General features: G+C 36.9%; 17 protein-coding genes. 14 read left to right on the top strand and 3 right to left on the bottom strand.

Going from position 1 to position 18106, the window contains the following annotated elements; all coding sequences use genetic code 11:
* Together C1726_RS24275 and C1726_RS24280 are read left to right on the top strand one after the other, a co-directional pair.
* Positions 1–625, top strand: a 625-nt coding sequence (locus C1726_RS24275) for an IS256 family transposase (protein ID WP_180968101.1), incomplete at its 5' end; no start/stop codon positions are given.
* Between the two features lie 256 nt (positions 626–881).
* On the top strand, positions 882–2834 hold the full coding sequence (locus C1726_RS24280) for a GTP-binding protein (RefSeq protein ID WP_102275507.1): 1953 nt from the start codon (positions 882–884) through the stop codon (positions 2832–2834).
* Positions 2835–2873: 39 nt separating this feature from the next.
* Here the strand turns inward: C1726_RS24280 and C1726_RS24285 are convergent, their stop codons facing one another.
* Entirely contained in the window at positions 2874–3311 is a 438-nt protein-coding gene (locus C1726_RS24285) for a DUF6376 family protein (protein ID WP_102275508.1), read from the bottom strand.
* Between the two features lie 215 nt (positions 3312–3526).
* Here C1726_RS24285 and C1726_RS24290 point away from each other — a divergent pair, with 215 nt between their 5' ends.
* From C1726_RS24290 to C1726_RS24315, 6 genes are all read left to right on the top strand, one after another.
* Positions 3527–4756 (top strand): DUF438 domain-containing protein, encoded by a 1230-nt coding sequence (locus C1726_RS24290; protein ID WP_102275509.1) that lies wholly within the window; start codon positions 3527–3529, stop codon positions 4754–4756.
* A gap of 137 nt (positions 4757–4893) precedes the next feature.
* Entirely contained in the window at positions 4894–5442 is a 549-nt protein-coding gene (locus C1726_RS24295) for a putative ABC transporter permease (RefSeq protein WP_235822839.1), read from the top strand.
* Positions 5443–5588: 146 nt separating this feature from the next.
* The gene (locus tag C1726_RS24300) at positions 5589–7256 is read left to right on the top strand and encodes a ribonuclease J (RefSeq protein WP_102275511.1); all 1668 of its coding nucleotides are present in this window, start codon (positions 5589–5591) and stop codon (positions 7254–7256) included.
* A gap of 203 nt (positions 7257–7459) precedes the next feature.
* Positions 7460–8389, top strand: a complete 930-nt coding sequence (locus C1726_RS24305; protein WP_102275512.1) for a D-2-hydroxyacid dehydrogenase — start codon at positions 7460–7462, stop codon at positions 8387–8389.
* A 68-nt stretch (positions 8390–8457) separates the two neighbouring features.
* A complete protein-coding gene (locus tag C1726_RS24310; RefSeq protein ID WP_102275513.1) occupies positions 8458–9597 on the top strand; it encodes a glycerate kinase in 1140 nt (379 codons plus the stop codon).
* Positions 9598–9609: 12 nt separating this feature from the next.
* A complete protein-coding gene (locus C1726_RS24315) occupies positions 9610–10593 on the top strand; it encodes a 2-hydroxyacid dehydrogenase (protein ID WP_102275514.1) in 984 nt (327 codons plus the stop codon).
* Positions 10594–10614: 21 nt separating this feature from the next.
* On the opposite strand, the gene C1726_RS24320 is transcribed toward C1726_RS24315, so the two are convergent.
* Entirely contained in the window at positions 10615–11235 is a 621-nt protein-coding gene (locus C1726_RS24320) for a DUF3298 and DUF4163 domain-containing protein (RefSeq protein ID WP_102275515.1), read from the bottom strand.
* Between the two features lie 338 nt (positions 11236–11573).
* Here C1726_RS24320 and C1726_RS24325 point away from each other — a divergent pair, with 338 nt between their 5' ends.
* The 6 genes from C1726_RS24325 (at position 11574) to rbsB (ending at position 17320) form a co-directional block, all read left to right on the top strand.
* Complete coding sequence (locus tag C1726_RS24325) at positions 11574–12560, top strand: LacI family DNA-binding transcriptional regulator (RefSeq protein WP_102275516.1); 987 nt, start codon at positions 11574–11576, stop codon at positions 12558–12560.
* A gap of 5 nt (positions 12561–12565) precedes the next feature.
* Entirely contained in the window at positions 12566–13474 is a 909-nt protein-coding gene (gene rbsK / locus C1726_RS24330; RefSeq protein WP_102275926.1) for a ribokinase, read from the top strand.
* Positions 13471–13866 (top strand): D-ribose pyranase, encoded by a 396-nt coding sequence (gene rbsD, locus C1726_RS24335; RefSeq protein ID WP_102275517.1) that lies wholly within the window; start codon positions 13471–13473, stop codon positions 13864–13866. Before rbsK ends, rbsD begins: the two co-directional genes overlap by 4 nt.
* A 1-nt stretch (position 13867) precedes the next feature.
* Positions 13868–15370 (top strand): sugar ABC transporter ATP-binding protein, encoded by a 1503-nt coding sequence (locus C1726_RS24340; RefSeq protein ID WP_102275518.1) that lies wholly within the window; start codon positions 13868–13870, stop codon positions 15368–15370.
* On the top strand, positions 15367–16311 hold the full coding sequence (locus tag C1726_RS24345) for an ABC transporter permease (protein ID WP_102275519.1): 945 nt from the start codon (positions 15367–15369) through the stop codon (positions 16309–16311). Before C1726_RS24340 ends, C1726_RS24345 begins: the two co-directional genes overlap by 4 nt.
* A gap of 109 nt (positions 16312–16420) precedes the next feature.
* Positions 16421–17320 carry a ribose ABC transporter substrate-binding protein RbsB gene (rbsB, locus tag C1726_RS24350; protein WP_102275927.1) on the top strand — a complete coding sequence of 300 codons (900 nt, stop codon included), beginning with the start codon at positions 16421–16423 and terminating at the stop codon, positions 17318–17320.
* Positions 17321–17371: 51 nt separating this feature from the next.
* On the opposite strand, the gene C1726_RS24355 is transcribed toward rbsB, so the two are convergent.
* Entirely contained in the window at positions 17372–17962 is a 591-nt protein-coding gene (locus C1726_RS24355; RefSeq protein ID WP_102275520.1) for a guanylate kinase, read from the bottom strand.
* Positions 17963–18106: the final 144 nt, after the last annotated feature.

Consider the following 18106-nt stretch of genomic DNA (forward strand, 5'->3'; position numbering starts at 1 on the left):
AACCGCCATTAATGAACAAAATGGTCGAGAAATCCTGGGTTTAAAAGTAGATCACGCTGAGAGCTATGAGGCTTGGCAAAGATTTTTTCAGTACTTACAATCTCGTGGTCTTCAATCACCTAAACTAATCATATCTGACGCACATAAGGGCTTAAAAAAGGCTATTACCGAAGAATTTGTGGGGACTACTTGGCAACGCTGCTCCGTGCATTTTAAACGTAATATCTTTAATCATTTGCCAAAAAAAGACATGGATGACGTAAAAATTGGCTTAAAGAGAATATTTGACGCTGTAACAATTGAGGATGCTAGAGAATTTAAAGAGGAATTTGTGAAGCATTTTGCAGAAAATCCAAAACTAGATAAGGCAATATCGACGTTAGAAGATGGCTTCGAAGATGCCATTCAATACTTAAACGAACCTTCGAAATATCACCTTTATATTCACTGTACAAATTCATTGGAACGATTAAATCAAGAGGTTAGGAGAAGGGAACAAGTTATAAGGATTTTTCCCAATACACAGTCAGCGTTTAGATTAATAGGGGCACTTTTAATGGATATTGCAGAACAACAAGCAAACAAAAAAATAAAGGTAGGGAATACTCCATACCAAAGAAATTAGATGATAAGTTGTTTTAGGTATGTTGGACGGCCTAATTTCGAATTGACATTGAGCCTCCGCGGGCATGATGTAAAGCCAGGAAGCCAGGAGTTTAACAACCCCTGGCTTGCCCTCCAGGCTATCATGCCCGCCCCTCAATGTAAATTCGAAATAGTGTAGTCCACTTATTATAGTTTTGATTATGTCGAAGTATATTGTTGACACTTTTTACACAAAATTCAGGACTTGACTGATTCCTGAGAAGAAAGGATATATAATGAACAAAACGATTGGAATACTAGCACATGTGGATGCCGGAAAAACAACTTTTTCCGAGCAGCTGCTTTATCATACGAAAAGTATTAAACAAAGAGGTAGAGTCGATCATAGGGATACCTTTCTAGATAGCCATGAAATTGAACGACAGCGTGGAATTACTGTTTTTGCAGATCAAGCCAGCTTCAGCTATAATCATTCTATTTATTATTTAATTGACACACCTGGTCATGTCGATTTCTCTCCTGAAATGGAGAGAGCCATTCAAGTGATGGATTACGCCATTATTATTATAAGCGCGGTGGAAGGAATTGAAGGACATACTGAAACCGTTTGGATGCTCTTAAGAAAATATCAAGTTCCTACATTTTTCTTTATCAACAAGACAGATCGCGTAGGGGCAGATGTTGAAGCAGTACTCGAGGATATTAGGCTAAACTTAACAAGGGATATTTATGAGATAACAGACTCCTTTCGTGATGGTGAGATGGATGAAGGACTCATTGAATTTGTAGCAGAGCGTAACGAGCATCTTTTAGAACAGTACATGGAAAGTGGCTATCAAAAGGATTTATGGCTTAAATCGCTGCAAGAAATGATAAATCATAATCAAGCTTTCCTCTGTTCGAGCGGATCAGCGCTTCAGGATATCGGAATTGAACATTTCCTGGCTGCATTTGATCAATTGACAGTAACTTCATTTGAATCTGATGAAGCTTTTACTGGCCGTGTTTATAAAATTCGTCATGATGAGAACGGAGCATGCATCTCTTTTATAAAAGCGTTAAGCGGCAGTATAAAAGTACGAGACGAGATAAGCTACTGGAATGGCCAGAATGAGATTTCAGAGAAAATCACTCAAATTCGTGTATATAGCGGGAGTAAATATAAAACAGTTAATCATGTTAAGGCTGGCGAACTTTTTGCTGTCTCTGGCTTAACGATGATAACTGTAGGAAGTTACATTGGTGAAATGAACGAGAGCGTTGGTTTTGAAATGGTGCCAGCCTTAAAATCGAAAGTACTTTTTGAACCATCTGTAAATATAAAAGAAGCATTGAGGTTCTTCAAAATTTTGGATGCTGAGGACCCTTCATTAAATGTCATTTGGGAAGAAAATATGCAGCAGATACATATCCATGTCATGGGCACAATCCAGCTTGAGGTATTAGAACAAGTTGTTTTGGAACGATTTCAGTTGAAAATTTCATTTGCAGAACCTGAAATTCTATATAGAGAAACAATCCATTCGACTGTTGTTGGATACGGACATTTTGAACCTTTGGGGCATTATGCAGAAGTTCATCTGAAACTAGAACCTGGTGAAAGAAATAGCGGAATCACTTTCCTAAATGCTTGTCATACGGACGATTTGACTGTTGGAAATCAAAATTTAATTGAACAGCATTTATTTGAAAGGGAACATAATGGTCTTTTAACAGGATCCCCTCTCACTGATGTGAAAATTACTTTGTTAACTGGCCGTGCCCATAATAAACATACATCTGGCGGTGATTTTCGCGAGGCTGCTTATCGAGCATTACGGCAGGGACTAGAAAAAGCTTCAAATATTTTACTGGAACCCATATACGAGTTTAAGATCAAAGTTGATATCGAACAGATGGGCCGTGTATTAGCCGATATTCAAACTGCCTTTGGCAAATTCAATCCGCCTATAACGGAAGGAAAAAAAGCAATCTTATCAGGAACGGTACCAGTATCAACCTTCATGGGATACAGTACGCAGCTTGCAGCTTTTACACAAGGAAAAGGATCCATAAGCCTTGTATTTGCAGGCTACGATCGCTGTCATAATGAAAAAGAAGTAATTGAAACAGTTAGTTATGATAAAAATGCCGATCCAGCATACACTTCTTCCTCCATTTTTTGTTCAAAGGGACAAGGCTATTCAGTCCCATGGGATGTAGCGGAAAAGGAAATGCACTGTTTATAAAAGGTCAAAAAACGAGCTTCACCATTTGGTGAAGCTCGCTTACAAACCTAATTCTTTCAACTGATTTAATAATGCAGTAATTTCATTGATCGTTGTAAATATCTCGGTGGATTCAATTTGATCTAATAATATTTCACCGTCACCCATTACTTGATTCATTTCCTTAATAATTATCTCGTTCTTTTCAACAAGCTGTTGGTGGATATCCTCAGCAATCGTTGGAGGATCAATAGCATTAAAATTTTCCATTTTTTCTATGAGAGTATTTATTTGATTTTCTAGTTCCACTTTCGCTTCTCCATTTGCAGCCGCTTCTTGAATCATCTGCGGTGCCGTTTCAGCAAAATTGCTTAATGTGTTTATATGTTCTGTTGCTTTATTTGCATATTCTAAGGAATCATTAACTTCCCCTAAGAAAGAACAGCCACTTACTAATAGTGATACGAGTACAGCAATTAATAAATTTAGTTTTTTCATTGTGATTCTCCTCGTAATTAATTTCGTTCTTCTACAATTAATACGAATCTATACTAGAAAAGTTTCATCCTAACGCTTACTTAAAGGCAACTAATAATAGATATTTTTCATCACCATGATATGAATCACAATCCTTTAATTAGATTAATGGTATTTTATTCATGAGAAACATTATCACTTGTATTTAAAATGCCATGAAGCGAAGGAGAATCTTAATGAGTGAATTCATTAATAACCGTGAACAACAATCCACTAACCATACAGAACGCCTGACCATCTTAAGACAAATATTTAAAGACCTTTACAATGGAAAAAATATTAAGGAAGTGAAAGCACACTTCGATGCCTTTATCGGAAAGGTGACTGTCGAAGAAATCTCTCAGCTTAAACATGAAGAAATGCTTGACAATGATTTGCCGGTAGAAGAAATTCAGCGGTTATATTCCTTGCATACAGAGATTTTTAGAGATTCTATTAAAGAAACTCCGCGAAGCAAGCATCCAGAGGATGAGCCTGGTCATCCAGTTCATACATTTATTTTGGAAAACAAAGAAATTGATAAACTGATAAAAACGAAGGTTCAAACACATTTTGAACAATTTATCCGTGACGATTCTGAAGAAAATGTCTATCAATTACTAGAGGATTGCAATCTTTTACTTGATATTGATAAGCACTACAGCCGAAAGGAAAATCTAATCTTCCCTTATTTAGAAAAGTACGGTATTTACGGGCCGACCAACAATATGTGGAGAATTGATGATTTTATCCGGGACTCTATTAAGGAAGCGAAGCAAAAATTAACAAATTATGATGGGGATAAGCAAGCTGTTGCAGGAATTGTCAGCTTTATTATCCAAGAAGTTGTTAATATGATTTATCGGGAAGAAAATATTCTGTTCCCGATGGCCCTGCAAAACTTAACAGAGGATGAATGGGTAAAAATTGCCCGTGAAAGTGATGAAATTGGCTTTTGTTTGACCGGGCCTGCTGGAGAGTGGAAGCCTGAAAGAAATGAAATTAGTGAAAAGACCATTTCTGATGGATATATAAAAATGGAAACAGGATTATTATCCTTAAAACAGCTGGAGCTGCTTTTAAATCATCTGCCTGTTGATATTACATTCATTGATCAGGATGATGTAGTCCGCTACTTCTCACATGGAAAAGAAAGAATCTTTGCACGAACAAAAGCAGTCATCGGGCGAACCGTCCAAAACTGCCATCCGCCAAGAAGTGTTCATGTAGTAGAAGAGCTATTAGCTGACTTTAAATCCGGCAGAAAGGAACATGAAGATTTCTATATTAAGTTCCGCGATAAATATGTCTACATTCGTTACTTCGCTGTTCGGGATGAAAACGGGGAATATGTAGGTACACTCGAATTCACACAAAATATTGACCCGATTCAAGCAATCAACGGGGAAAAACGAATCTTATCTTAGTAGAAAACCTAGTACATTTTTTGTACTAGGTTTTTTTATGCTGCTAAATAAAAGTAGAAGTACTAAATATTTGAATACCTGTTAATTAATCTGCAAAACCTATAGTGAGTATGATGAAAATGGAGGTTACACTTAAAATGACTAGTACGATGCTCATAAAAGAAGCTGGTATGGCTATTTACTTTTTTTCTATTTATTCACTTTTAGGATGGCTATTGGAGAATTGCTATAATCTCATCACTAACCGCAAATTTTTCAAACCCAATTTTTTCGTTGGTCCCTTTAAACCGATGTATGGATTTGCGCCATTGTTATTGGTCTATCTTATCACACCTGAAAGAAATTGGATGATTGTCATTCTTCTATGCTTCATAATCCCAACTCTTGTTGAATATGTAAGTGGGATGCTGCTTCAAAGATTTTTTAATCGGCAATGGTGGGATTATTCAAGCAATCCACTGCAGCTTCATGGACATATTTGTCTTCTCTTTTCAGCATACTGGGGTATCTTATCACTCTTATGCATAAAAATAATCCATCCTTTCGTTCTTATTTCCTACGAAGGTATTGGTGCGATATGGAATTTCCTTTGGCCAATTATATTATTTTACTTTATTGTTGAATTTGTTGCTGCCATACGCAGACATTCTGCACTCGCTCAATCAATTAGTAACCCTATTCACTAAAACATGGGGACGGGTCACTTATTCTTGTAAATAAAAGAACCTTTCCCATAGCCTTTTACATAACTTTTACAATGACTAACTATTCACTCAGCTAAAATCAATAATCAAGCATAGACTAATCCACATGAATACTAGGAGGAGTTAATATGGGAACAAAAGGGAAAGTAATATCTGTTTTTTCCCTTGGCGGCTTAAATGAAATCGGAAAAAATATGTACGCCATTGAATATGGAAATGATATTATAATTATCGATTGTGGAAATATGTTTCCTGATGAAAGTTTATTAGGGATTGATTTAATTATCCCCGATTTTTCTTATATTATCGAAAATAAAGAAAGAGTACGTGGCTTAATTGTTACACATGGCCATGAGGATCATATTGGAGGAGTCCCTTTCTTTTTGAAAGAAGTAAATGTACCTGTATATGCAACCCGATTCACACTGGGATTAATCGAACTCAAATTAAGGGAACATCGTTTCTTACGAGAAAGCCAGCTGGTAGAGATTCATTCAGAGTCTATTGTACAAATCGGTGAGATGAGTATTAGCTTTTTTAAAGTGAATCATAGTATTCCGGATTGTTTAGGGATTGTGTTCAATACTCCAGATGGAACAGTTGTACATACTGGGGATTTCAAATTTGATTGGACACCTGAGAATAATGAGCGACCAGAAATTCATAAAATGGCTAATATCGGGAACAAAGGGGTGCTCCTCCTTTTGTCGGAAAGCACAAATGCTGAACGCCAAGGCTATACTCCTTCCGAACAAATGGTAGGTAAAAATTTGGAACAGATATTTATTAGGGCGAGACGAAAGGTGATTGTATCTACTTTTGCTTCAAATGTTAGCCGAATTCAGCAGGTTGTCAATGCTGCGGATAAAACGAAGAGGAAACTAGCATTACTCGGCCGGTCGATGGTGAACGTGGTAGGTGTTGCGATAGAACGAGGCTACTTAAACATTCCTAAAGACATGATAATTGAAGCTCATGAAATTAATGATTTGCCTCCAGAAATGGTAACTATTTTATGCACTGGTAGCCAAGGAGAGGCGATGGCAGCCCTGAGCCGTCTGTCCACGGGAAACTTCCGTAATGTTGAGATATTATCAGAAGATACGGTTATCATTGCTGCAGGTCCAATCCCTGGCAATGAAAGAAATGTGAGCAGTATTGTTGACAACTTATATAAACTAGGTGCGCATGTTATTTATGGATCTGGAAGCAGTTCAGGAATACATGTTTCAGGTCATGGGTATCAAGAAGATTTGAGGCTTATGCTAACCCTTATGAAGCCGAAGTACTTTATCCCTATTCATGGAGAATATCGAATGCTGCATCATCACAGGATGCTTGCAGAATCTGTAGGTGTAGAAGAAGACCATACATTTATCCTTAGAAATGGCGATGTTGTTGATATAGAAGATTCTGTTGCCCGCAGTACGAGAACCATCCCGAGCGGGAACACATATGTTGACGGAGTGGATGTAGGGAAGATGGAGTTTGTTTTACGTGATCGTAAACAAATTTCAGAGGAAGGAATGCTCATAATTATTATTCCGATGAATAAACAGGAAGAAAAACTGCTGTCCGAACCGGAATTTATTTCTCGAGGTTTTGTTGATCAGAATTTCTCTGAACTCCGAACAGGAATGAAACGAATTGCTCTAGAAACAATCAATGAGCTGCATGAAGCAAATAGATATTCATGGAATGTCATGAAAAAACAGATAAAAAAGTCTATAGCACAGTATGTAAAAGAACATACGAGAAAGGAGCCAATGATTGTTCCTATACTGATGGATATTTAAATTTAAAAATTAAAACAGACAATCCCCCAGACCATTAATATACATTTTATCGATTCTGTTCAATGGGAAAGGGAGGGATTATCTAAACGTAATGCAGTATTTTTTGCGGTAAATTGTTACAATAGTTAATACTAAGGCACAACTGGCAGGATAAATCTGCTTGTTGTGCCTTAGTTCGCTCATAATAATCTGGAGGAAATCTAATGCATATTAAAAATATACTTGTGGCTGGAAAATATGAAAAATTTTTTCAAGAACGAATTTTTAATAAAAAATCTCAAAACTTCCGATTTATTCCTGTTGATGATATAACATTAGATGACTTAACATGGGCAGATGCATATGTTGGGTCTAAACCGTGTCCTAACTTCAATCCTTCAAATTTGAAATGGGTTCATTCCTTTAATGCAGGTGTAAATAACTTTTTAGAGGTGGAAGGATGGAAGGAGACTACCCTTCTTACTCGTACCATTTGTTCTTTTGGTGAAAGAATTAGTGAGTATTGCTTGAGCTATGTATTAAGAGATCTCCAGTTCCATAAGTATTTTAAGGAAAAACAAGATCAAAAGGAGTGGGTTCCTAAAACGCCAAAAATGGTGAAGGAACTAACCATTGTTATTTTTGGCACAGGAGAAATTGGACAAGCAGTTGCAAAGACATTTCATCATTTTGGTGCGACCGTATATGGCGTATCTCAAAGTGGAAAGCAAAAGGATTTTTTCAAAGAGGTCGAAAAACCTGCTTATGCGGGTCCTTTACTAACACTTGCAGATTGGGTTATAAGCACACTGCCTTCAACAAAGGAAACATATAAACTTTTTGATGACGAATTATTTAACAACTTTAATGGGGCTGCTTTTATCAATGTCGGCAGGGGAGCGACCGTTGATGAAGTAGCACTGATTGAAGGATTAAATATAGGTAAAATAAGGTGTGCTGTATTAGACGTACTTACTAATGAACCTCTTCCCGAGGACTCAGAATTATGGTTAAGAGAAGATATTATTATCACCCCGCATATTTCAGCAGTTACAGATCTAAATGAAGCCGTTTCATACTTTATGGACACATTATATAAAATTGAAAGGAACGAAAAATTGCATAATCAAGTTGATTTTTTAAAGGGGTATTAAATTACTAGTTTATGGTATATTAAATGCATAGAGATTAAATGTCTGAGATTAATAATGGAGGTGCTTCAGTGAAAATTGTCGTTGCACCTGATTCTTTTAAAGGAGCCATCTCCGCCCGTGAAGTTTGTACATCTGTGAAGACTGGTGTGCATCATGTTTTCCCAAAGGCTGAAGTAATTGAGATTCCTTTAGCTGACGGCGGAGAAGGGACAATGGAGAATCTCGTCTATTCTTCTGGAGGTTCCTTCATAGACTTTGAAGTTAAGGGGCCAATTGGGAAACCGGTATTGGCAACTATCGGTTTATTAGGGGATCAAGAAACTGCGGTTATTGAAATGGCTCAAGCTTCCGGTCTTACACTCTTATCGAAAGAGGATAGAAATCCATTGCTGACAACTAGTTATGGAACAGGTGAACTAATCAAGCATGCACTGGATCGAAATTATCGCAAGTTTATTATTGGACTTGGCGGAAGTGCAACAAATGATGGAGGTACCGGGCTGCTGAAAGCATTAGGGGTGAGATTTTACTCAAATGATGGATATGAACTAGCTGATGGCGGGGCAGCTTTAATAAACTTAGCATTTATAGATGATTCAGCTTTAGATCCGCGAATAAGAGAGTCGTCCTTTTTAATTGCAAGTGATGTAACAAATCCATTATGTGGTCCAAATGGAGCTTCAATCATTTTTGGTCCGCAAAAGGGTGCTACTGCCCGTGACGTTATTAAACTGGATCAAGCATTATTTCATTATAGTAAAATTGTTCAGAAGCAAAAACATATGGATCTCTGCAAGATTGTTGGCGGGGGAGCAGCTGGCGGAATAGGTGCAGCCTTAGCTGCCTTTTTCCAGACTACGATCCGATCTGGAATAGAAGTTGTTATGGGTGCAATTCAATTTGAAGAGAAGATAAAAGGGGCAAATCTCATCATTACAGGTGAGGGAAACCTTGATAGTCAGACACTCTCTGGAAAAGTAATCACAGGGGTTAGTAAAATAGCAAAGAAGCAGCATATCCCGGTAATTGCTCTCTGTGGAAGCTTCCTTCTAGATAAATATGAAATAAACGAACTAGGAATTAGCAGTGCCTTTTCAATTGTACCAGGTCCATGTTCACTTGAAACAGCAATAATAAATTCTTCAAAGTGGACAATCGAGCGAACGGAGTTAATTATGCGATTACTAAAGGATGTCAAATTAAACTAGCAGGGAGGAACCATGTCGAAACCAAAAATATTTATAACTAGAAAAATACCTGTTCCTATCATAGATCAGCTAGAGAAAAGTTGTGAAGTATCTATTTGGGAGCATGAAGATACGCCAGTTCCCCGCGAAATATTAGAAGAAAAAATCACTGAAATAGACGGATTATTCTGCTTATTAACCGAAAACATTAATGAAGAATTAATAAGCAAAGCAAAAAAGCTAAAAGTAATCAGCAATATGGCAGTAGGCTATAACAATATTGATATTAATGCAGCCACCAAAAAAGGGATTATTGTTACTAATACGCCAGGAGTGTTAACAGAGACTACTGCTGACCTGACATTTGCACTCTTAATGGCTACTGCAAGAAGGATTCCAGAAGCGTCTTCCTATATGCGAGAGGGAAAATGGAAGACTTGGTCTCCCATGCAGCTTACCGGGCAAGATATATATAATTCTACAATTGGAATTATTGGTTTAGGAAGAATTGGTGAAGCACTCGCAAGAAGAGCGAAAGGATTCAATATGAATATTCTGTATCGTAATCGAAACAGAAACCTTCAAGCTGAGGGAGAATTAGGATTACAGTATGTATCATTAGAGGACTTATTAAAAAAATCTGACTTTGTTTGTATCATGACTCCTTATACACCAGAAACATATAATATGATTCGAAAGGAGCATTTCCAATTAATGAAGGATACTGCCATTTTAATAAACACTGCTCGCGGAGGGATAGTGAACGAAAATGACCTCTATCAAGCGCTTGCTGATGGAGTAATTTGGGCTGCAGGTCTTGACGTTTTTGAACAGGAGCCTGTCCCTTTAGATCATCCACTGCTTACATTGCCAAACGTAGTGACACTCCCCCACATAGGAAGTGCCAGCATTGGTACGCGTATGAAAATGGCAGAAGTTGCTGCAGAAAATCTTCTTCGAGCGTTAACTGGAGATATTCCCCAAAATGCTGTGAATAAGGAATGGCTGAATGATTAATAAAGACTGTAACCTATTCACTTAATTATTCTCTGCCATCCTTCCCAGCGGACCATTTTCATCAATGATATCCAGCAGATCATAAACGGAAATAGGAAACATAGGGAAACCAAATACATAAGGCGTTATTTCATAAAGCTGAAAATAAATGACAATTGTTTTATCGGCAATATAAAAGTCTTGATTTGGTTTTATTTCTGTAAATGGATTGAGAAGCTGGATATTTCGCTGTTTAATTTGTTTTTGTATTTGCATAGATAGCCTTTTAACATAATCACTGCCTGGCTTGAATAAATCCTTAAGTTCACAATGCTTTCCTTCCTTTAAATCGAATGTTAAAGATTTAATAATCGTCATTCCATGTGCTGCATGATAATGGTACGTATAATTTGAAAGTGCTAAGCTAAGTACTTCACGCTGATTATTTTTTATTTCATAAGAACCGATTATTTCAACTACCGATGCTGGATCTCCGCCAACTAATTCATTTACAAGCTGTTGGGTCTGATGGACAATTTTTCGGTTGATATTTTGTTCTAAACGTACATTCTTCATTTTATACACTTGAGGATAATAAATATTTTTATCCTTGCCGCCACTTATCTTTTCTGTTCTTATACTTACAGGAAACGAAATCGGCATACTACTCCATCCTTTAAACATTTTTAACTATCATATTCCAAATGATTGAATGGGTGAATGAAGGTTAATTTAGATTACAGAATGAGAACCAAAGCAATTATCATTCTATATTCCTCTATTAGTCTATTGACAAATACATTTTAAGCAATTAAAATTCAATTAAAGTTACCTAAAGAGAATCATTTGAGGTAAAAGTTTTTTCAATATATTTGAAAGCGATTACCTATTAGTAACTATTAATCATTCAAAAATTTACAAATACTAAGTTTTTCTTAATAATTTATAGAAAAATATTTTTTTATATCTATGTGTAACCGGTTACAGAAAGAAGGTATGATGTGAGCACAATTAAAGATGTAGCAAATGAAGCGAGTGTATCTGTTGCTACAGTTTCAAGGGTGTTAAATAATAATGGCTATGTAAATGAGGATACGAGAAAAAAAGTTTTAAAGGCCATAGAGAAATTAGACTATAAACCGAATGCGGTAGCTAGGAGCCTTTTTAAAAAACAATCTAAAACAATTGCTCTCATCGTGCCTGATATAAAGAACCCATTTTTCCCAGAAATAGCAAGAGCGATAGAAGATGTTTTAAATAACAATGACTATACATTAATCCTTTGTAATTCAGACGAACATGAGGATAAGGAAAAGAAATATTTTGATGTCATGAAGCAAAAGTATGTCGACGGTGTCATTATTGTCACAAGTACGCTTGCACCAAACTACATCGAGAAAAATAACATCCCGATCGTATCCCTTGACCGTCCAATTCATCAAAGTATTCCATCTGTTTCAGTCAACAATTATGAAGGCGCAAAAGAAGCAGTACAATATCTAAAAGCAATTGGATGTAAAAAAATTGCCCATGTCAGAGGACCTGTCAATGTCGTTAACGCAGACGAACGATTTAAAGGCTATTTAAGTGAGGTATCCAATGAGCCTTGGTTTACTGAGGAATTTATTATTAATGGAAATTATAACGTTCTAGAAACTGCAAAGGCGACGATGGTTCTACTATCTCAGCACCGTGATATTGATGGGATTTTTGCAGGGAATGATTATATGGCTTTAGGTGTATTGAAAGCCGCAACACAAATGGGAATAAGAATTCCACAAGATCTTTCATTGATTGGTTTTGATGGCATTCAGCTTTGTGAACTTACAAGTCCAGAAATTACAACGATGGCACAGCCTATATATGAATTAGGGGAGTCAGCAGCTAAACTTTTACTTGATATGATTGAGGGAAAAGCTGTAAATCCTGCACAGCAAGAATTTAAAGTATCTTTAAAAATAGGTCAATCAACTAAGGTCTTGAGGTGAAAATGATGACAAAAAAGAAAATCACTGTCATCGGCAGTATTAATATGGATATTGTAACAAGTACAAATATCCTTCCAAAAATGGGTGAAACGGTTTTAGGAAAAGCGTTTCACACCATACCTGGTGGCAAAGGGGCAAATCAAGCGGTTGCAGCTGCAAGATTAGGGGCAGACGTGACATTAATTGGATGTGTCGGTGATGATATATTTGGTAAAGAGTTAAAACAGCATTTGAAACAACAAGGAATAAATGTGGAAAATGTGGAACCGGTTACAGAAACTTCAACCGGTACTGCTAGCATCACACTTTATGATGGAGATAACAATATCATCGTTGTACCAGGTGCAAACTACCATGTAACACCCGATTATATCGAAGGATTAGAAAAGATAATTGCGGAAAGTGATGTTGTATTGCTCCAATTGGAAATTCCGTTAGAAACTGTTGAGAGAACAGTAGAAATCGCAAGAAGACATAAAGCAACCATCATTTTAAATCCTGCACCGATTCAGCCATTATCAAAAGAGCTTCTTTCAAAAGTTAACTATATAACACCGAATGAGCATGAACAAGAAATGCTTCTTACTTCTTTTGAATGGGCAGATGAAGAAAGAAAAGAAATCATAAAGAAATGCATTGTAACTAAAGGTTCAAAAGGCGTTTCCATTTTGAAAGAGGATGAACTTAAAATTCCTAGTTTCAGCGTGGATGTCGTAGATACGACAGGGGCTGGTGATACCTTTAATGGCGCTCTAGCTTATTGCTTAAGTATGGGATATGAGCTTGAAGAAGCATGTCGATTCGCTAATGCAACTGCTGCCCTATCTGTAACAAAATTTGGTGCTCAAGGCGGAATGCCGACCCTCCAGGAGGTAGAGGAATTCCTGCAGCAAAGAGGGGAAAAAAGAAAATGAAAAAATTAGGGATCTTAAATAGTCATATATCTGAAGTTCTATCACGACTTGGACATACCGATACGATCGTTATTGCTGATTGTGGTCTTCCTATACCAGACGAAACGATTCGAATCGATTTAGCATTAAGACAAGGGGACCCAAGTTTCATTGAGACGTTAGAGACCTTGCTTGAAGATATGGCAGTTGAAAAAGCAACACTTGCTGTAGAAATAAAGGAGCAAAACAAACCAATCAATGAGAAGGTTACCTCTATTCTTAAAGATGTGCCATTAAATTATATCTCACACGAAGAATTTAAAGCACAAACGAAAAAAGCAAAAGCAGTCATACGAACAGGTGAAGTAACTCCATATGCAAACATTATTTTACATGCAGGAGTGATTTTCTAATATGAACAGCCAATCAATTATTCAGATGAAAGGCATTTCCAAAGCATTCTCCGGTAATATCGTTTTGGAAAAAGTAGATTTTGAAATTATGCCTGGTGAAGTACATGCATTAATGGGAGAAAATGGAGCAGGTAAATCTACGTTAATGAAAATTTTAACAGGCATTTATGAAAGAGATGCCGGAACTGTTTCAGTTCGTGGAAATGAAGTACATTTCAAAAATGCGAAAGAAGCTGAAATGGCAGGAATTGCCGTTATTCATCAAGAGCTAAATATCATTCCTTACCTTACAGTTACCGAGAATATGTTCTTGGGAAAAGAGATGACATTCGGGAAATTTGGAATAACAAAAGATAAAGAAATGCAGCAAAAAACGAAAGAATATTTAAATCGTCTAGGGATCGATATTGATCCATCTATTGAGGCTGGCAAATTATCTGTCGGTCAGCAGCAAATGATAGAGATTGCTCGGGCAGTTGCAGCAAATACGGAAGTACTAATTATGGATGAGCCTACTGCCGCATTAACAGATCGTGAAATTGAAGCCCTATTTAAAGTGATCGATTCCCTTAAAGAACAAGGGGTTGGGATTGTATATATTTCACATCGAATGGAAGAAATATTTCAAATCTGCGATCGAATATCTGTTTTACGGGATGGTCAATTCATCGGCGTGAAAGCGATTCCAGAAACAAACTTTGATGAAATTGTCAAAATGATGGTTGGCAGGCAGCTTGGTGACCGCTTCCCGGATCGAGATACAGCTATAGGTTCCGAAAGGTTAAAAGTAGAAAATTTCACAAGTAAGGGCTCCTTTGAAAACGTCGATTTTTCTATCCATCAAGGAGAAATTCTTGGTGTAGCCGGTTTAATGGGCGCTGGCCGTACGGAAATTATGGAAGCAATTTTTGGTTATCGGAAGGTACAAGAAGGAAAGCTATTTATTGATGGAAAAGAGATAAAAATCAAATCACCATTTGATGCGATAAAAGCCGGGATCGGCTTTATTACGGAAGATCGTAAAAGTGAAGGGCTAGTACTCGATTTATCCGTAAGAGAAAACTTCTCACTGACCAACCTTAAAAAAATTTCTAAAAAGAATATCATTTCAGCAAAACAGGAAGCAAGCTTTGTAGATGAGATGATTAAAAAGCTACATGTAAAAACGTCCAGCAGTGAACAATTAGTAAAATCACTCAGTGGCGGAAATCAGCAAAAAATCGTAATTGGGAAATGGCTGGGTATTAATCCGAAAATCTTAATATTAGATGAGCCTACCCGCGGTGTCGATGTTGGAGCAAAAAAAGAAATTTATCAAATCATGAATGAATTAACAAAATTAGGCGTTTCCATTATTATGGTTTCTTCCGAACTTCCAGAAATCTTGGGAATGAGCGATCGAATCCTTGTGATTCACGAAGGGAAAGTATCCGCAATATTAAATAAGTCCGAGGCTGACCAAGAAATAATCATGCAAGCCGCGACAGGGGGAAATAAAAAATGAAGTCCTCAGCTTTATTTTCAAAACAGCTGCAAAAATTAGGACCTTTATTAGGATTAGTCATCATCACGGTCATATTAGCAATCGTAAGTCCAAGCTTTTTAACATTGGATAATATCTTTAATGTACTGCGTCAAGTATCAATCAATGCTTTAATCGCATTCGGAATGACTTTTGTTATTTTAACAGGTGGAATTGATCTATCAGTCGGTTCTATCCTTGCCCTATCTTCGGCAGTTACTGCAGGTTTGTTAGCTAGTGGAATGGACCCAATTTTAGCTATCCTTATCGGCTTACTGGCAGGTGCTGTAATGGGGGCAATTAATGGTTTCATTATTACAAAAGGAAAAGTAGCTCCTTTCATTGCCACACTAGCGACAATGACAATCTTTCGCGGTTTAACACTTGTTTATACAGAAGGACGTCCAATTACAGGTTTATCAGATAGTCAGTTTTTTGAATTAATGGGACGTGGATACTTAGGCTGGATACCGGTTCCTGTTATTTGGATGCTCATTTCTTATTGTATCCTTTACTTCATTTTAAAGAAGACTACATTCGGGCGTAAGGTATACGCAATTGGAGGAAATGAAGAAGCGTCTATTTTATCAGGTATTCGCGTAGATAAAGTTAAAATTTGGATTTATTCCATTACAGGAACATTGTCTGCACTAGCAGGAATTATCTTAACATCTCGTTTGAATTCTGCTCAGCCTACTGCAGGGGCATCCTATGAATTAGATGCAATTGCTGCAGTTGTATTAGGCGGTACAAGCTTATCTGGCGGGAAAGGCTGGATTTTTGGAACTTTGGTTGGAGCCCTCATTATTGGGGTTTTAAATAATGGATTAAATTTGATGAATGTAAGTTCCTTTTATCAGCAAGTAGTTAAAGGAGGTGTCATTCTACTAGCAGTCTTATTAGACAGAAAGAAAGCGGCATAATCTAATGTTAAAGCAAATTTGTCCGCAAGAACATTTTATTTCATTGAATACATTTTAGGAGGTCAATTAAGTGAAAAAAGCATTTAAAGGATTTTTGTTTATCACATTAATGATGGTTTTATTAGCTGGCTGTTCAACAGAAGCTCCAGGATCATCAGATAAGAGCGAAAAAGATACTAGCGGTAAAAAGGACGAAACTGTAAAAATTGGTCTTTCTGTTTCTACTTTGAACAATCCATTCTTCGTTTCGTTAAAACAAGGGGCAGAAGAGGAAGCAAAAGCACAAGGTGCGGAAATTGTTACAGTTGATGCACAGAACGATTCTGCTAAACAAGTAAGTGACATCGAGGATTTAATTCAGCAAGGTGTTGATGTGCTGCTAGTTAACCCTACAGATTCTGCTGCTGTTGCCGTTGCAATTGAGTCAGCTAACAATGCAAATATTCCTGTAATCACGGTAGACCGCAGCGCTGAAGGCGGAGAAGTTGTAGCACATATTGCTTCTGATAACGTAGCCGGAGGGGAAATGGCTGGAGCATTTATTTTAGAAAAGCTAGGAAATAAAGGGAAAGTCGTTGAATTAGAAGGAATTCCTGGATCATCAGCAGCTCGTGAACGCGGTGAAGGTTTCCATAAAGCAGTAGACGCAGTTGCAGATGTTGAAGTAGTTGCTAAACAAGCGGCTGATTTTGACCGTGCAAAAGGCTTATCTGTAATGGAAAATATTTTACAAGGTAATAAAGATATTCAAGCGGTCTTTGCTCATAACGATGAAATGGCATTAGGTGCATTAGAAGCTCTTCAAGCAGCTGGCTTAAAAGACGTGATTGTCGTTGGTTTTGATGCAACTGACGATGCGGTCAAGGCAGTTGAAAGTGGGAATATGGCGGCAACTGTTGCTCAAAAGCCTGTCATTATTGGTCAACAAGGGGTTACAACAGCTTTAAAAGTGGCTGGCGGCGAAACAGTTGATGAATTTATTCCAGTTGAGTTAGAGTTAGTAAAATAATCATAGAGTATAAAAAAAACTGCCATTCATTTGAATAGCAGTTTTTTTATGTTAATAATCTGTAACAATAATATCCCTATCTAATATTGTTTCTACAACTTCGCTTACTTGAAATGAGACTTGCGGGGAATCAAAATTTTCAAATGCATATTCGCATTTTGTCTTATAGCTCATGTTTTCAGCATAGTGAGCCATATGCCGATTAATATCTTCTTCTTTATCCTCCCTTGCTTTATGCCTTTCAATAACCGTGTCTCGATCAGCATAGATAAAAAATCGAATGACACGATCCCCATACATCTTTTTTAATTTTTCTGTTCCTTCTGGATTTAAAGTCAAATAAACGAGGGCATGTGATTCAAAAGCTTTTATAATATCTTCTTCACGTATACCGTAATAGAATCCATCAATCTCAACACTTTCTAGAAATTCTTGATTTTCTATCATTTTATTAAAAGTTTCTTGTTTAACAAAATGATAGTCTTCACCATCTTGTTCATAATGACGGGGCGCTCTAGTTGTATAGGAGAGAATGGTCTCCATATCAAACATTGTTGCGACCATTTTAGCAATGGTTTTCCTGCCAGAACCATCTGGACCTGTGTAAATAAATAATTTTTCTTTTTCTTTAATTTCGTACATAGATTTGCCTCCTTAAATAGTTTTGATTGTGACGATAAATGACGAAGCAGCAGCTTAGTAAAGTGAAATAACTCTGAGGGGGTTAACTACGTGATAGTAGGGGAAAATCTTTCAAATCATATCTTTAAGAATCTGATTTAAATA

Origin of the sequence: Cytobacillus massiliigabonensis (assembly GCF_900199725.1) — a bacterium.
In the GTDB taxonomy this organism is placed as follows: Bacteria; Bacillota; Bacilli; order Bacillales; family Cytobacillaceae; genus Cytobacillus; species Cytobacillus massiliigabonensis.

What these genes read in the sequence shown, in the direction of transcription:
- rbsK (WP_102275926.1), top strand. Translation starts at nt 12,566, where the DNA reads ATGACAAAAAAGAAAATCACTGTCATCGGCAGTATTAATATGGATATT.
- C1726_RS24345 (WP_102275519.1), top strand. Translation starts at nt 15,367, where the DNA reads ATGAAGTCCTCAGCTTTATTTTCAAAACAGCTGCAAAAATTAGGACCT.
- C1726_RS24315 (WP_102275514.1), top strand. Translation starts at nt 9,610, where the DNA reads ATGTCGAAACCAAAAATATTTATAACTAGAAAAATACCTGTTCCTATC.
- C1726_RS24280 (WP_102275507.1), top strand. Translation starts at nt 882, where the DNA reads ATGAACAAAACGATTGGAATACTAGCACATGTGGATGCCGGAAAAACA.
- C1726_RS24355 (WP_102275520.1), bottom strand. Translation starts at nt 17,962, where the DNA reads ATGTACGAAATTAAAGAAAAAGAAAAATTATTTATTTACACAGGTCCA.
- C1726_RS24295 (WP_235822839.1), top strand. Translation starts at nt 4,894, where the DNA reads ATGACTAGTACGATGCTCATAAAAGAAGCTGGTATGGCTATTTACTTT.
- C1726_RS24320 (WP_102275515.1), bottom strand. Translation starts at nt 11,235, where the DNA reads ATGCCGATTTCGTTTCCTGTAAGTATAAGAACAGAAAAGATAAGTGGC.
- C1726_RS24300 (WP_102275511.1), top strand. Translation starts at nt 5,589, where the DNA reads ATGGGAACAAAAGGGAAAGTAATATCTGTTTTTTCCCTTGGCGGCTTA.
- C1726_RS24340 (WP_102275518.1), top strand. Translation starts at nt 13,868, where the DNA reads ATGAACAGCCAATCAATTATTCAGATGAAAGGCATTTCCAAAGCATTC.
- C1726_RS24290 (WP_102275509.1), top strand. Translation starts at nt 3,527, where the DNA reads ATGAGTGAATTCATTAATAACCGTGAACAACAATCCACTAACCATACA.
- rbsD (WP_102275517.1), top strand. Translation starts at nt 13,471, where the DNA reads ATGAAAAAATTAGGGATCTTAAATAGTCATATATCTGAAGTTCTATCA.
- rbsB (WP_102275927.1), top strand. Translation starts at nt 16,421, where the DNA reads ATGATGGTTTTATTAGCTGGCTGTTCAACAGAAGCTCCAGGATCATCA.
- C1726_RS24305 (WP_102275512.1), top strand. Translation starts at nt 7,460, where the DNA reads ATGCATATTAAAAATATACTTGTGGCTGGAAAATATGAAAAATTTTTT.
- C1726_RS24285 (WP_102275508.1), bottom strand. Translation starts at nt 3,311, where the DNA reads ATGAAAAAACTAAATTTATTAATTGCTGTACTCGTATCACTATTAGTA.